The organism is Streptomyces carminius (assembly GCF_002794255.1).
Taxonomy (GTDB): domain Bacteria; phylum Actinomycetota; class Actinomycetes; order Streptomycetales; family Streptomycetaceae; genus Streptomyces; species Streptomyces carminius.
The window spans coordinates 91,797-104,198 of sequence record NZ_PGGW01000039.1 but is presented as its reverse complement, the minus strand read 5'-3'; the positions used below and the strand labels follow the sequence as shown (position 1 = coordinate 104,198).

The 12,402-nt window shown below is 73.9% G+C and carries 10 protein-coding genes; 3 read left to right on the top strand and 7 right to left on the bottom strand.

The genetic code is table 11. The features are described 5' to 3' along the window. Window positions 1–355: 355 nt before the first annotated feature. Window positions 356–1,741, bottom strand: coding sequence for a transcriptional regulator (locus CUT44_RS10950; RefSeq protein ID WP_100201742.1), 1,386 nt, complete (start codon window positions 1,739–1,741; stop codon window positions 356–358). Window positions 1,742–2,032: 291 nt separating this feature from the next. Here CUT44_RS10950 and CUT44_RS10945 point away from each other — a divergent pair, with 291 nt between their 5' ends. Beyond that, entirely contained in the window at window positions 2,033–2,767 is a 735-nt protein-coding gene (locus CUT44_RS10945; protein ID WP_100201741.1) for a bifunctional DNA primase/polymerase, read from the top strand. 142 nt (window positions 2,768–2,909) lie between these two features. Here CUT44_RS10945 and CUT44_RS10940 read toward each other — a convergent pair whose 3' ends face one another. Further along, a complete protein-coding gene (locus CUT44_RS10940; RefSeq protein ID WP_100201740.1) occupies window positions 2,910–3,779 on the bottom strand; it encodes an alpha/beta fold hydrolase in 870 nt (289 codons plus the stop codon). A 570-nt stretch (window positions 3,780–4,349) separates the two neighbouring features. Continuing rightward, window positions 4,350–5,045, bottom strand: a complete 696-nt coding sequence (locus CUT44_RS10935) for a metal-dependent transcriptional regulator (protein WP_100201739.1) — start codon at window positions 5,043–5,045, stop codon at window positions 4,350–4,352. Window positions 5,046–5,272: 227 nt separating this feature from the next. Between CUT44_RS10935 and CUT44_RS10930 the strand changes: the two genes are divergently transcribed. Further along, on the top strand, window positions 5,273–6,028 hold the full coding sequence (locus CUT44_RS10930; RefSeq protein WP_100201738.1) for an SIS domain-containing protein: 756 nt from the start codon (window positions 5,273–5,275) through the stop codon (window positions 6,026–6,028). Between the two features lie 36 nt (window positions 6,029–6,064). Here CUT44_RS10930 and CUT44_RS10925 read toward each other — a convergent pair whose 3' ends face one another. Both CUT44_RS10925 and pdxH read right to left on the bottom strand, forming a co-directional pair. Next, window positions 6,065–7,633, bottom strand: a complete 1,569-nt coding sequence (locus CUT44_RS10925) for a PAS domain-containing protein (protein ID WP_100201737.1) — start codon at window positions 7,631–7,633, stop codon at window positions 6,065–6,067. Window positions 7,634–8,150: 517 nt separating this feature from the next. Then, window positions 8,151–8,777, bottom strand: a complete 627-nt coding sequence (gene pdxH / locus CUT44_RS10920; protein ID WP_100201895.1) for a pyridoxamine 5'-phosphate oxidase — start codon at window positions 8,775–8,777, stop codon at window positions 8,151–8,153. A gap of 433 nt (window positions 8,778–9,210) precedes the next feature. On the opposite strand from pdxH, the gene CUT44_RS10915 reads away from it, so the two are divergent. Further along, complete coding sequence (locus CUT44_RS10915; protein WP_100201736.1) at window positions 9,211–10,311, top strand: citrate synthase 2; 1,101 nt, start codon at window positions 9,211–9,213, stop codon at window positions 10,309–10,311. Between the two features lie 115 nt (window positions 10,312–10,426). Here CUT44_RS10915 and CUT44_RS10910 read toward each other — a convergent pair whose 3' ends face one another. Both CUT44_RS10910 and CUT44_RS10905 read right to left on the bottom strand, forming a co-directional pair. Further along, on the bottom strand, window positions 10,427–11,587 hold the full coding sequence (locus CUT44_RS10910; protein ID WP_100201735.1) for a phospholipase D-like domain-containing protein: 1,161 nt from the start codon (window positions 11,585–11,587) through the stop codon (window positions 10,427–10,429). A gap of 45 nt (window positions 11,588–11,632) precedes the next feature. Then, window positions 11,633–12,376, bottom strand: coding sequence for a S1 family peptidase (locus CUT44_RS10905; protein ID WP_158239590.1), 744 nt, complete (start codon window positions 12,374–12,376; stop codon window positions 11,633–11,635). Window positions 12,377–12,402: the final 26 nt, after the last annotated feature.

Genomic DNA, 12,402 nt, shown 5'->3' with positions numbered 1-12,402 from the left:
CTCGACCACGCACCCGGAAGGGCCGTGCATTCTCCCCGCTCCCGGCCGCGGCGAAACCCCGGCCGCCCCGCGTGTGCGGGTGAACGGGTGCGGGGCCGCAGCCACGACGGCGGTGCACCCGGCGACGGCGGGGAGGGGACGGGGAGGGGCGGGTGCTCCGGACACTCAAGTACGATTTGCGGCCAATGAGAGGGCGACAGAACGTGTCACGGTCACGGCCGTAAATCGTACCGTCCGGAGTACCCGCCCCGGACCGGCCCCGACCCCCGCACCCACCCCGCCCGCACACCCGGCACCGCACCCGCACCCGCACCCGCACCCGCACCCACCGCACCCGGCAAGCACCCACCCCCCGCTACGCCGCCACCCGCAACTGCTCGCCGAACTCCCTGACCACGGGCTCCTCCCGATACGGTTCGAGCCGTCCCCGGAAGTCGTCCAGGTACTCCGAACCCCGGTCCGAGCGCAGGTCGTTCAGCAGCTCGGCCGCCTGCGCGGCCGTGTGGCAGGCGTGCTCCAGCTCACGCTGCTGCAGCCGCGCCGTGGCGAGCAGCAGCAGATCGATGGCGCGCCGCCGCGCCCGCCGCTCCGGAAGGCCCTCCAGAGCCTCCTCGGCACGGCGCTGGGTGGGGGTGGGCTGGTTCAGGTCCCGGTGGCAGTGGGCGAGTTCGTCGGCCAGGTAGGCCGCGTCGAAGTGGGCGATCCACTCCGGGTCGTCGCCCGCGTCCGTCGCCGCCCGGGCCCGGTCGAACGCCGCCAGGGCCCGCCCGGCGGCGAGCTGGCAGGCGCGGGCATCGCCCAGCAGCGCGTGGCCGCGCGCCTCCGCCGCGTGGAACATCGCCTGCACCCGGGGGGTCACCCGCCCCCGGGTGCCCTCCTGGGCGGCGCGGGCGAGCTGGGCTATCTCCCGCGGGGTGCCGAGCGTGGCGGCGAGGTGGCTCATGCCCGCGGCCAGCACGTAGCCCCCGTACGCCCGGTCGTCCGCGGCCTGGGCCAGCCGGAGCGCCTGGATGTAGTACCGCTGCGCCAGACCGGGCTGGCCGGTGTCCACGGCGGTGTAGCCGGCCAGCTCGGTGAGCCGGGCGACCGCGCCGAACAGCTCGCGCCCCACCGCCTCGGCGTAGGAGCCCGTCAGCAGCCCGGAGACCACGCTGTTGAGGTAGTGGACCACCACCGGCCGCACATGGCCGCTGCCGTAGCGGTGGTCCAGCTCCGCCAGGGCCGCCGTGGTGTCCCGTACGGCCGCCACGTCCGAGGCGCCCACCCGCGGTCCGGAGGACCGCGCCACCTGCGGGTCCGGGCCGGTGATGAGCCAGTCCCGGCTGGGCTCGACCAGCGCCGAGAACGCCGCCGGCTGGGCGGTGAGCAGATCGCGGCGCCCCACGTCGCTGCGCCACAGCTCGCACGCCTGCTCCACCGCGCCGGACACGGTGGCGGCGAACTGGAGGCCGACCCCGGCCGCCATGTGCCGGCCACCGCCCATGCCGATCTCCTCGGCCGTGACGGTCCGGCCGAGCTTGCGGCCGAGTGCCTCGGCGATGACGGCCGGGGCCCGGCCGCGCGGCTGCTGGCCGCGCAGCCAGCGGGCCACCGAGGTCTTGTCGTAGCGCAGGTCGAGCCCCTGCTCGGCGCCGCACATGTTGACGCGGCGGGCCAGTCCGGCGTTGGAGCAGCCCGCCTCCTGGATGAGTGCCTGCAGCCGCTCGTTCGGCTGCCGTGCGACCAACGGCCTCGCGGCCATACGGTCCCCCTCCTCGGTGTGGCCGGCCGTGCCGGGCGCCGGGCGGCGCCCGGCACGGCCGGGATTCCTGGACGACCGGACGGCCGGGGGCACCCCCGCACGCCCCTGCCGGCCCGGTCGGGCGCATATGCCAAGATTTCCGGCAGTGCGCCGCACAGGGAACTACCCACCCGAAGCCGCCGGTTCATACACGCGCCCCCACAAGTGCACCCATGCGCCCTTCGTGCCGGAACGATGCTCCTCCATGAATCCATGACCAAGCCGTAACCCTTGGTCATTACAGAAGTTGTGATGATCGTGGAAGAGGAGGCCATGGACATCACGACACCGACACTGATGACGACACCGGCGCCGGCGCCGCCCGTCGGCACCGGCCCGGCGGCCGGGGCGGCCGCAAAGAGCGAAGTCACCGACCTGACCGAGTACGCGGCGCGCTACGCGGGAGAACGGCACTGGGACGTGTTCCCGGGCACCTGGCTGGAGATCGACAAGGGCGTGCCCCGTTGCTCCTGCGGAGCGGCGAACTGCGACGCGCCCGGCGCACACCCCGTGCGCCCCGGCTGGGCGGCAGAGGCGGCCGGCAGCGCGACGGCGGCACGCCGTATGTGGGCGGAACGGCCGCAGGCTTCCGTACTGCTGCCGACCGGGCGCACCTTCGACGCCGTCGAGGTGTCCGAGACCGCCGGCTGTCTGGCGCTGGCCCGGATGGAGCGTCAGGGGCTGCGGCCCGGCCCGGTCATCGGCGCACCGGGCGGGCGGATGACGTTCCTCGTGCTGCCGGGGGCCGCTGCCAGGATCCCGGACCTGGTGCGGAGGCTGGGCCTGCCGCCGGGCGCCGTCGGACTGACCGCGCTGGGCGAGGGCTCCTGGGTGGCCGCTCCGCCGACCCGGCTGGGCACTCGCGGCCCGGTGCTGTGGGTGCGGGAGCCCACGGACGCCAACCGCCTGCTTCCCGACGCCGGGGAGATCGTCCCCGCACTGGCGTACGCCTGCGGCCGGGACCTCACCGCGGCACCCCGGCGCTGATCCCCGCCCTCCGGCACACCGTCCTCCGGACGACCGACAACCGGTCCCCGGACGACCCGGGACCGAACCCCACCCAACCACCGGCCACCGGACCACCGGAGAAACGTCGCTCCCGGCCCGGGCGCCCCCGCTCCCGGGGCGCTCAGGCCGGGAGCGCCTCCCGCAGGAAGGGCTCGATGACCTCCTGCCACCGCTCCGGCTGGTCGTAGTGGACCAGATGCCCCGCCTCGTCCACCTCCGCGTAGGCACCCCGGGGCAGGACGCGCACCATCTCCTGCGCCTCGGCCCGGCCCAGCTCACCGTCGAGGCCGCGGACCACCAGGGCCGGGCACTCCACCTGCGTCAGCTCCTCCCAGTGCGCGTCATGGACCCAGGTCTCACGGATCATCAGCATCTGACGGCGCGAGAACACCGGCCGCCAGCCGTCCATCCGCTCGGCCATCACCTCGGCGAAGAACTCGCCGCGCGCCGGGTTGGGCCGCTCCAGGGCCGGGTCCTCCTCACCGAACCACCTGCGGACGTCCGCCAGCGTGGCGAACGGCACCGGCCAGGTCGCGAACCACTGCTCCCACTCGCGCTGGGAGCGGGTGCCCAGTGCCGAGGCCCGCATGTCGCAGATCACCAGGGCGCGGACGAGGTCGGGGCGCTTGGCGGCCAGCTGCCAGGCGGTGAGGGCGCCCATGGCATGACCGATCACCGCCACGGGGGCGAGGCCGAGCTGCTCGATCGCGGCCTCGGCGTCGGCGACGTAGGTGTCGCGGTCGAACGGTCCGTCGGTGGGCTTGTCGCTGCGGCCGTGGCCGCGCTGGTCCAGCCCGACGGCACGGTAACGCCCGGAGAGCCGGCGGGCGGTGGCCGCCCAGTGCGAGGCACGGCCCATCAGGCCGTGCAGCAACAGCACGCCCGGCGCCTGCCCCTCGGCTCCCGCCTGCCCACCCTTGGGCGGGTCGGCGAACTCCCAGGCCGCGAGCCGCAGACCACCCGCTCCCGTGACGTTGATACGTCGAACCATGCGTCCTGGCACCCCCATTCCTCCTGTCCGCTCCGTCCGCTTGCCGCTGCCACGCTATCGAACTTCTATTCGAACAAGCCCATCTGACGTGCAACACCCCTCTTTTGAGTGACGATCAGCGAGTGTCGTCCGGCCGGAGCGAGGGGAGACAGCTACCGGGAGGCGGGCCACTCGGGGACAACGGCCCGCGGGGAGCGGCCCCGGGAGTTCGGGGCTCGGGGTCGCACCAGGGGGAAGCGGGCGGGGGGACCACGGGGAGGCGGGGTCCCGGCGGACGGCAGCGCCGGGACCCTGACGGTCCGACAGTCCCATGGACGGCTCCCCTTCCGCCTCGGCGTTCAAGTGCGGCGTTCCGCTTCGATGTTCACCTCTGTCCGACGCGTCCCGGCCTCAGGTGCGCGCGACCCCGAAAGACTGCCATGCCACCGCGCCCACCGCTCGCGTTCCGGCCAACTCCGGCCACCCCGGCGGCCCCGGCGGCCTCCACCGCTCCGTCAGGTGCCCGCCGGATCCCCACCGGGTCCCCGCGACCGCGGGCGGGACGTCCGGGCGGGCGGGCAGCCGGCCCGCTCAGCGCCTGGCGACGAACACGTGCGCGGCCACGTCGGGGGTCAGCTCGGCGGCCTCCCCGCTGCTGCCGACCTGCACACCGCCCCCCGCGCCGGCCGTCACGCTGACCACCGCGCCCGGCTGCACACCGGCCCTGCGCAGCGTGTACATGAGCTGGGCGTCCGTCTGGATGGGCTCGCCGATCCGGCGCACGACGACCGTCTTGCCGTCGGAGCCCGCGTCCAGCTCCGACAGGCTCACCATGTCGTCGCTCAGGAACGGCGCCGCCTCGGACGTCTCGCCCAGCTCCGCCAGCCCCGGGATCGGGTTGCCGTACGGCGACTCCGTGGGGTGCCGCAGCAGTTCGAGCACCCGGCGCTCGACCGCCTCGCTCATCACGTGCTCCCAGCGGCACGCCTCCGCGTGCACCTGCTCCCACTCCAGCCCGATCACGTCGACGAGCAGGCACTCGGCCAGCCGGTGCTTGCGCATCACCCGGGTGGCCAGTCGCCGGCCCTCCTCGGTCAGCTCCAGATGCCGGTCGCCGGCCACCGTGAGCAGCCCGTCACGCTGCATGCGCGCCACCGTCTGGCTGACCGTCGGGCCGCTCTGGTCGAGCCGCTCGGCGATACGGGCACGCATGGGCACCACACCCTCCTCCTCCAGCTCGAGGATGGTGCGGAGATACATCTCCGTGGTGTCGATGAGTCCGGACATGCATGCCCCTCGTCGGTTCGTGCGGTGCTCCGGCCTCAATTCTGACGCATGAGGACGGCAACCGTGCCCGGCCGGGCGGACCCCGTCGGCGGCCGCATTGACAGCGCAGTGGTCCAGACCTCACCGTGAGCCGGTGCGCCCGGACCGGCGACGGCGCGCGGACCGTGCCCGGCCGGCCGCCGGAGAGCACCCGGAGAGCACCCGGAGAGAGCGGAGAGAGACCGAGGATGAGCGAGGACACCCTGGCCGAGCGGTTCTTCGACGCGGCCGTCGGCCTGCTGGAGCGGGTGCGGGCGGAGGAGGCCGGCACCATCGCGGCGGCCGGGAGGCTGATCGCCGACGCCTTCAGCGCCGGCGGCCGGATCTTCGCCTTCGGCGCGGGGCACTCCTCGCTGCCCGCCCAGGACGTGGTCTACCGGGCCGGCGGCCTGGCCGTGCTGAACCTGCTGCCCGTGCCCGGCGCCACCGGCGTCGACGTGGTGCCCGCCACCCTGGGCAGCGCGCTGGAGCGGGTGGCGGGGCTGGCGTCCGCCGTGCTGGACACCGGGCCGGTGCGGGCCGGTGACGTCCTGGTGGTGATCTCCCTGTCCGGCCGCAACACCCTGCCCGTGGAGATGGCCTCCCATGCCCGGGAGCTCGGTCTGCGGGTGATCGGGGTCACCTCGGTCGCGTACGCGGCGACCACCGCACCGCGCAACGCCTCGGGCACGTTCCTGAAGGACCACTGCGACGTCGTCGTGGACAGCAAGATCGCGGTGGGGGACGCGGAGCTGACCGCGGACGGGATCGACGCGCCCTTCGCCCCGGCCTCGACGGTGGTCACGAGCGCGATCATGCAGGCGGTCACCGCCTCGGCGGCGGGCGAGCTGGCCGCCCGCGGCACCGTGCCGCCCCTGCTGCGCTCGGGGAACGTGGACGGCGGCCACGAGTGGAACGACCGGGTGATGACCGAGTACGCGGACCGCATCCTCTACCGCCGCTGACCGGCCCGGCCGCCCGGGCCGCGGGACCCGGCCGGCTCAGGCCAGGGCGCGGGCCAGGTCGACCGCGGCGGCGACGCGGTCCGCGACGCTCTCCGCGTAGGCGGCGTCCGAACGGTCGAAGCCGCGCCGGCTCGCCCCCCGCAGGAACGTGAGCACCCCCAGCGAGCGGCCGCGGCTGCGCAGCACCACGCACAGGCCGTGCACCGTGCCCTCCGGCCACCTGCGGGCCCGCGCCCAGCCCTCCGCCGCCGGACCGCCCGCACTCGCGCGGACCGGGCCGCAGCGCTCGTACGCCTGGAACGCCGGGTGGCCCTCCGGATAGCGGACCGGGACGCCCGTCGCCGCCGAGCCGAGGGCCGGCGCCTCGGCGGTGCGGACCAGCCGGACCGCCGAGGCGCCGTCGGCACCGCCCGGTCCTCCCGGCCCGTCCGGCCCGCCCGCCACCAGGTCGAGCAGGGCGTGGTCGGCGAAGCCCGCCAGGGCGAAGTCCAGATGGACCGTCGCCGACTCCATCGGGTCCTCGCACTCGGCCGCCGCCCGGGCCGCCCGGTGGAGCTGGTTGCCCCGGAAGCGGAACCGGGCCGCGTCCTGCTCGGCCCGCCTGGCCTCGGTGACGTCCTGGAAGAACCACGCCACCCCCAGCGGCACCGGCGTCTCCTCCGCCATCGGCGACACCAGCCGCAGGAAGCCGCTGCGCCAGCAGCGGCGCAGGTCCCGGCCCGGGTCGCCACCGGAATCGCGGCCCGCCCGGTCCGTCCGGCCCCCCTTGTCCCCCCTGGTCTCCCTGCCGGCATCGTCCGTCTTGTTCGCCTTGCCCGCCTTGCCGGGTTCCGCGCGCAGTGTCACCCACAGCTCCGCCGGTCCGGGCTGCGGGCCCTCCGCCAGCACCTGCTGCAGCGCGCTCTCCAGCTCCTCCACGCCCTGGTCCACCAGCTCGCCCAGCGGCCGGCCGAGCAGCGCCGTGCGGCCGACCCGCAGCGCGCGGGCGGCATGGACGTTGGCGATGGCCGGCCGCAGATCGGCGTCGACCAGGACCACGCCCCAGCCGGCGTCCTCGAACAGCGCCTCGCTCAGGGCGATCGACCGCTCCAGGCCGATCTGGGTGTGCACCTCGCTGAACGCGCAGTACACCCCGGCCGGCCGCCCGTCCGGACCGCGCACCCCGGAGGACTGCATGCGCACCAGCACCCGCCCGCCGTCCTTGCGCAGCAGCGCGACCTCGTGGACCTGGCGGCCGGGCGCCTTCATCGCGCCGAGCAGCCGCGCCCGGACGTCCTCGGCGTCGGCCGCGCGGACCGCCCAGCCGGTCAGCCACCGGCGGCCGACGGCCTCCTCCTGGGTCCAGCCCAGGATGCGCTCGGCCTCGCGGTTCCAGTGGGTCACGGCGCCGTCCGCGTCGAACGCGAACAGCGCCGCGTCCATGCCCTCCAGCAGCGCGGCGAGGAGCTGCTCGTCCCCGCAGTCGGCGAGCCGCGGCGGGACGGGCCCGGCGGCGGTGCCGATCTCTCTCCCGTCACCGGCGCCGTGTTCGGAGTGGGTCTCGGACTGAGCGGTCACCTGGCACCCCCGGCTGGACGCTGCGCGCAACTGCACTCCCCCGATCATTCAACTCGAACGTGACCGGGCGCACACGGAGTTCCGGAAAATCGTTGTTCCCCCGAAATTCGCTTGCCCGTCCCGGGGCGCGGCGCATAACGTGCGAGGTACACGAGAAGGGAGGTGGTTCGGACTAATGAGTGAATACCGGACGCGTGAGGTGACTGCGGCCTAGGGGCCGACGTCACAGCGTGATGCCGGCCACCGCCGGCCAATCCCGAGCAGTCACCCGACCCGCGGGCTGTCGGTACGTCCGACCGACCCCCTTCGCGTCTCACGCGACCGGGGCCAGGCCCGCGGGTCGCCTGCGTCTCCGGCCCCCGGCCTACGGGACCGGCAACTCCGCGCGCGGACCCGCGCACCACCGGGACGGAAGCGGCGGGCGATCCCGCAGAGCCCCACGGTCCCGCCCTCCCCGAGGGCACGGACCAGGACCGCCGGGGCCCCGGACCCGCACCCCGGACCGGGCAGCCCGCCCCGGTACCAGCGGCCCGGAACACACCACCGCGCCCCGGCAGGGCTCCCCTCAGGGACAGAGCCGCTCGACCGTCCAGGACGACGGGCCCGTCCTGACGTAGCGCAGCCGGTCGTGGAGACGGTTGAGACGGCCCTGCCAGAACTCCACCGTCTCCGGCCGCACCCGGTAGCCGCCCCAGCGCGGCGGCACGGGGACACCCTCGGTCTCGGGATAGCGGGCCGCCAGGTCCGCGTAGGTGCGGTCCAGCTCCTCGCGCGAGGCCACCGCCGCGGACTGCTCGCTGGCCCACGCGCCGAGCTGCGAGCCGTGCGGGCGGGTGCGGAAGTAGGCCGCCGTCTCGTCCCGGCCGGTGCGCCCGGCCGTACCGCTGATGATCACCTGGCGGGCGACGGCGTGCCAGGGGAAGAGCAGCGAGACGTACGGGTTCGCCTCGATGTCGCGCCCCTTGCGGGAGCCGTAGTTGGTGTAGAAGACGAAGCCGCGCCGGTCGAACTGCTTGAGCAGCACCGTGCGGGAGCTGGGCCGCCCCCGCCCGTCCGCCGTCGACAGCACCATCGCGTTCGGCTCGTGCAGACCGCCGGTCACCGCGTCCTCGAACCAGCGCAGGAACTGCTCGTACGGGTCGGCGGCGAGATCGGCCTCCCCCAGGCCCTCCGCCCGGTACTGGGCCCGCATCTCGGCGGGGTCGAGATGCGGGCGGTGGGCGAGGGCCGCACGGGCTGCGTCGTCGGTTTCGGGCACATGTTCATCTTGCCGCACGACCGCCGCTCACCCGGGATCGCGGTGGGCCAGTCTGCCCTTTCCCCACTTTCCCCACACCTGCTGTCGGCGGAATGCGGAGTGTGCCGCATCTCACCCTTCCCCGCATCTGCTGAAACCGACAGAATCGCTGGCTGGACGACTGTGGCCATCGCACACCGCGGGCTATCGTGTCCGACCAGTCGCTGCCGGTGACCACCGGCAGCGGGGCATGACCCGGGTACCGGCCCGGACCGCCGGTCTCCCCCCGGGCGGCGGGACCGCTCCGGTGCACCCGCCGAGAGCCGACCAGGCCCTTACGGGCACCCGCCGTCGCCCTCCCGCCGAACCACATACGAGGAGCCGCCTCATGTCCGACTTCGTACCCGGCCTCGAAGGTGTCGTCGCGTTCGAGACGGAGATCGCCGAACCCGACAAGGAGGGCGGCGCGCTCCGCTATCGGGGCGTGGACATCGAGGACCTGGTGGGCCATGTCTCCTTCGAGAACGTGTGGGGCCTGCTGGTGGACGGCGGCTTCACCCCCGGCCTGCCCCCGGCCGAGCCCTTCCCCATCCCGGTGCACTCCGGTGACATCCGGGTGGACGTGCAGTCCGCGCTGGCGATGCTGGCGCCCGTGTGGGGCCTGAAACCGCTGCTGGACATCGACGAGAAGCAGGCCCGCGAGGACCTGGCGCGGGCCGCCGTGATGGCGCTGTCCTACGTCGCCCAGTCGGCGCGCGGCCAGGGCCTGCCGATGGTCCCGCAGCAGGAGATCGACAAGGCCGAGACCGTCGTGGAGCGCTTCATGCGCCGCTGGCGGGGCGAGCCCGACCCCAAGCACGTCGCGGCCGTGGACGCCTACTGGACGTCGGCCGCCGAGCACGGCATGAACGCCTCCACCTTCACCGCCCGGGTCATCGCCTCCACCGGGGCGGATGTGGCGGCGTCGTTGTCGGGCGCGGTCGGCGCGATGTCCGGCCCGCTGCACGGCGGCGCGCCCTCCCGGGTGCTGGGCATGATCGAGGAGATCGAGCGGACCGGGGACGCCGGGGCGTACGTCAGGCAGGCCCTGGACCGGGGCGAGCGCCTGATGGGCTTCGGCCACCGCGTCTACCGCGCCGAGGACCCGCGGGCGAGGGTGCTGCGCCGTACCGCCAGGGAGCTGGGCGCGCCGCGCTTCGAGATCGCCGAGGCGCTGGAGAAGGCGGCGCTGGAGGAGCTGCACAACCGGCGTCCGGACCGGGTGCTGGCCACCAACGTGGAGTTCTGGGCGGCCATCGTGCTGGACTTCGCCGAGGTCCCGGCGCACATGTTCACCTCGATGTTCACCTGCGCCCGCACCGCCGGCTGGTCGGCGCACATCCTGGAGCAGAAGCGCACCGGGCGGCTGGTGCGGCCCTCCGCGCACTACATCGGTCCCGGGCCGCGCAGCCCGCGCGAGATCGAGGGCTACACCGAGATCGCCCGCTGACCGGCGGACCCATGCGGCGGCCGGCGGGCCCCGGCGGAATGTTCCGCCGGGGCCCGCCGCTCTCCCGGATGTCACGCCCGCGCCGGTACCGAGGGCTTCGGACCGCGTCCCGGCGTCAGCCGACGGCCGTGGCGACGGCCCGCATGTCGAGGAAGTTCCGCTTGTAGGCGTCGTGCGGTGCCGCGCCCTCCAACCGGAGCAGGGCCTCGTCGTTCTCCCGGAGCGAGGAGTGGTCCAGGTTGTGCGAACCGGTGAAGGTCCACTTGGTGTCCGGATGGCCCGCGTAGTTGCCCTCGATGGTCAGGTACTTCGAGTGCACCAGGTGGCCGTCCGTGGTGTTGAGCCGGTACAGCTTCAGCCGGCGGTGTCCCTGCATGATCCCGACGTCGTTGCTCTCGGCGTACACCACCTCCACCCAGCAGTCCTGGTCCGCCAGCGTCCGGAGCTTGCGCGCCACCGCGTCCCGGTGCAGGGCGAAGGCGCTGACCCGTACCACCGTCCGGTGCGTGTCCGTGCCCACCGAGGTGTTGCCCGTGCAGGTCACGTTGTCCAGCACGTCGACCACGAGGTCACCGGTGGCCTGCGGGAAGAAGTAGTACTTCGCCGTGCCCACCTTGCCCTGACGGAAGTAGTCGCCGTCCTTCCGCATGGCGGCCAGGTCGTTGAAGTACGACACGTAGGCCGAGTAGAGGTCGGTGTTGCCGACGACGGTGTAGGCGTTGTTCCAGTACTTCTCCACGTTGAGGGAGGTCTGGTTCGCGGAGGTCTGGATCACCACGTCCTCCGCCTCGCCCGCACTTCCGATCCGGGAGAAGGTGAAGAACTTGTTGTGGTTGATCGGGTTCACGTCCGCGGGGGCGTCGGCGATGCAGGCCCGGCCCGCGGTGCACACCCGCACCCACGAGCCGCCCGAGGTGTCCCCGCCGAGTGCGCTCCGCACGCTCCGTGCGGCGGGCCGGTCCGCGTACGTGGAGTCCAGCACGACCCTGACCTGGATGCCCCGGTCGTGCGCCGCGATCAGCGCGTCCGCGTAGTCCTGGTCGGTCAGCGCGTACAGGGCGGCGCGGACGGTCCGCCCGCTCTGCGTGGCGTTGAGCGCGCCGATGATGTGGTCCTTGACGGCGTTCTTCCGGGCCGTGGTGCCCCGGGGATCGTTGAAGACCGCTCCGGTGGTGACGGGCGCGGCGGCCTCCCCGGCCGGTCCCGCGATCGCGGGACCGGCCGGGGCCAGCAGGGCGCCGAGCAGCAGTGCCGCCGTGACGGCGCGTCCGGTCATGGTGGGTCGTCCTCCCTTGGGTCCGGTGGGCTGTCCGCGGAAGGGTCAGAAGTCCCTCATGACGTTCTGGATCCAGGTGAGGCTGGTGGGCGTGCTCGCGAAGAGGAATTCACCGTTGGCGGGACAGCCGATGGTCGCCGCGGAGACGACTCCCACCTGGTAGCGCTTCCCGTCCACGAGCTTGAACAGCGGGCCGCCCGAGTCTCCCCGGCAGAAGCGCCCGTTGATCGCCGAGGCGCGGATGGCCCGGCCGCCGTGCCAGTCGTCGTCATGGATGCTCTCGACCCGCATCGTCGCCCGCTTCAGCAGGGTGCTGGGAGCGCAGTCCGCACAGGTCCGGCCCCAGCCGAACACGTAGGTGGTGGCGCCGACCTTGGGGTTGGCGGTGGCGAGGCGTACCGGTTCGGCGTTCGCGGAGCGGTTGAGCTTGAGCATCGCGATGTCGTGGTTGGTCCTGACCTTCGAGTCGGATATCGCCACGACACCCCCGCCACTGGTGCGGTTCCGGCTCTTGACCCGGACCGTGAGCTGGGAGTCCGGAATCCTGTCGCCGCCTTCGTACAGGCAGTGCCTGGCGGTCAGCACCCACCGGTTGTCGACGATCGACCCGGAACACCGGAAGGATCCGTTGTGGTGGAGGGCCGCCATGCCCCGGGAGGAGTCGGCGGTCTCGCCCCCGATGATGCCCTCGGGGCCGCCCTTGCCCACCGCTCCGGTCTTCCCGGCCCCGGGGGCCGGGGCGGAGTCCGCGGCGGCCGGGCCGGCGGCCCCGATCCCCAGGGAAATCACGGAGACAAAAGCGAGAACGATTTTTC

Excerpts from the sequence above, each read along its gene's own strand:
- CUT44_RS10930 (WP_100201738.1), top strand. The coding sequence starts at position 5,273 with ATGAGCGAGGACACCCTGGCCGAGCGGTTCTTCGACGCGGCCGTCGGC.
- CUT44_RS10915 (WP_100201736.1), top strand. The coding sequence starts at position 9,211 with ATGTCCGACTTCGTACCCGGCCTCGAAGGTGTCGTCGCGTTCGAGACG.
- pdxH (WP_100201895.1), bottom strand. The coding sequence starts at position 8,777 with ATGCGGGCCCAGTACCGGGCGGAGGGCCTGGGGGAGGCCGATCTCGCC.
- CUT44_RS10935 (WP_100201739.1), bottom strand. The coding sequence starts at position 5,045 with ATGTCCGGACTCATCGACACCACGGAGATGTATCTCCGCACCATCCTC.
- CUT44_RS10940 (WP_100201740.1), bottom strand. The coding sequence starts at position 3,779 with ATGGTTCGACGTATCAACGTCACGGGAGCGGGTGGTCTGCGGCTCGCG.
- CUT44_RS10925 (WP_100201737.1), bottom strand. The coding sequence starts at position 7,633 with ATGATCGGGGGAGTGCAGTTGCGCGCAGCGTCCAGCCGGGGGTGCCAG.
- CUT44_RS10910 (WP_100201735.1), bottom strand. The coding sequence starts at position 11,587 with ATGACCGGACGCGCCGTCACGGCGGCACTGCTGCTCGGCGCCCTGCTG.
- CUT44_RS10950 (WP_100201742.1), bottom strand. The coding sequence starts at position 1,741 with ATGGCCGCGAGGCCGTTGGTCGCACGGCAGCCGAACGAGCGGCTGCAG.
- CUT44_RS10945 (WP_100201741.1), top strand. The coding sequence starts at position 2,033 with ATGATCGTGGAAGAGGAGGCCATGGACATCACGACACCGACACTGATG.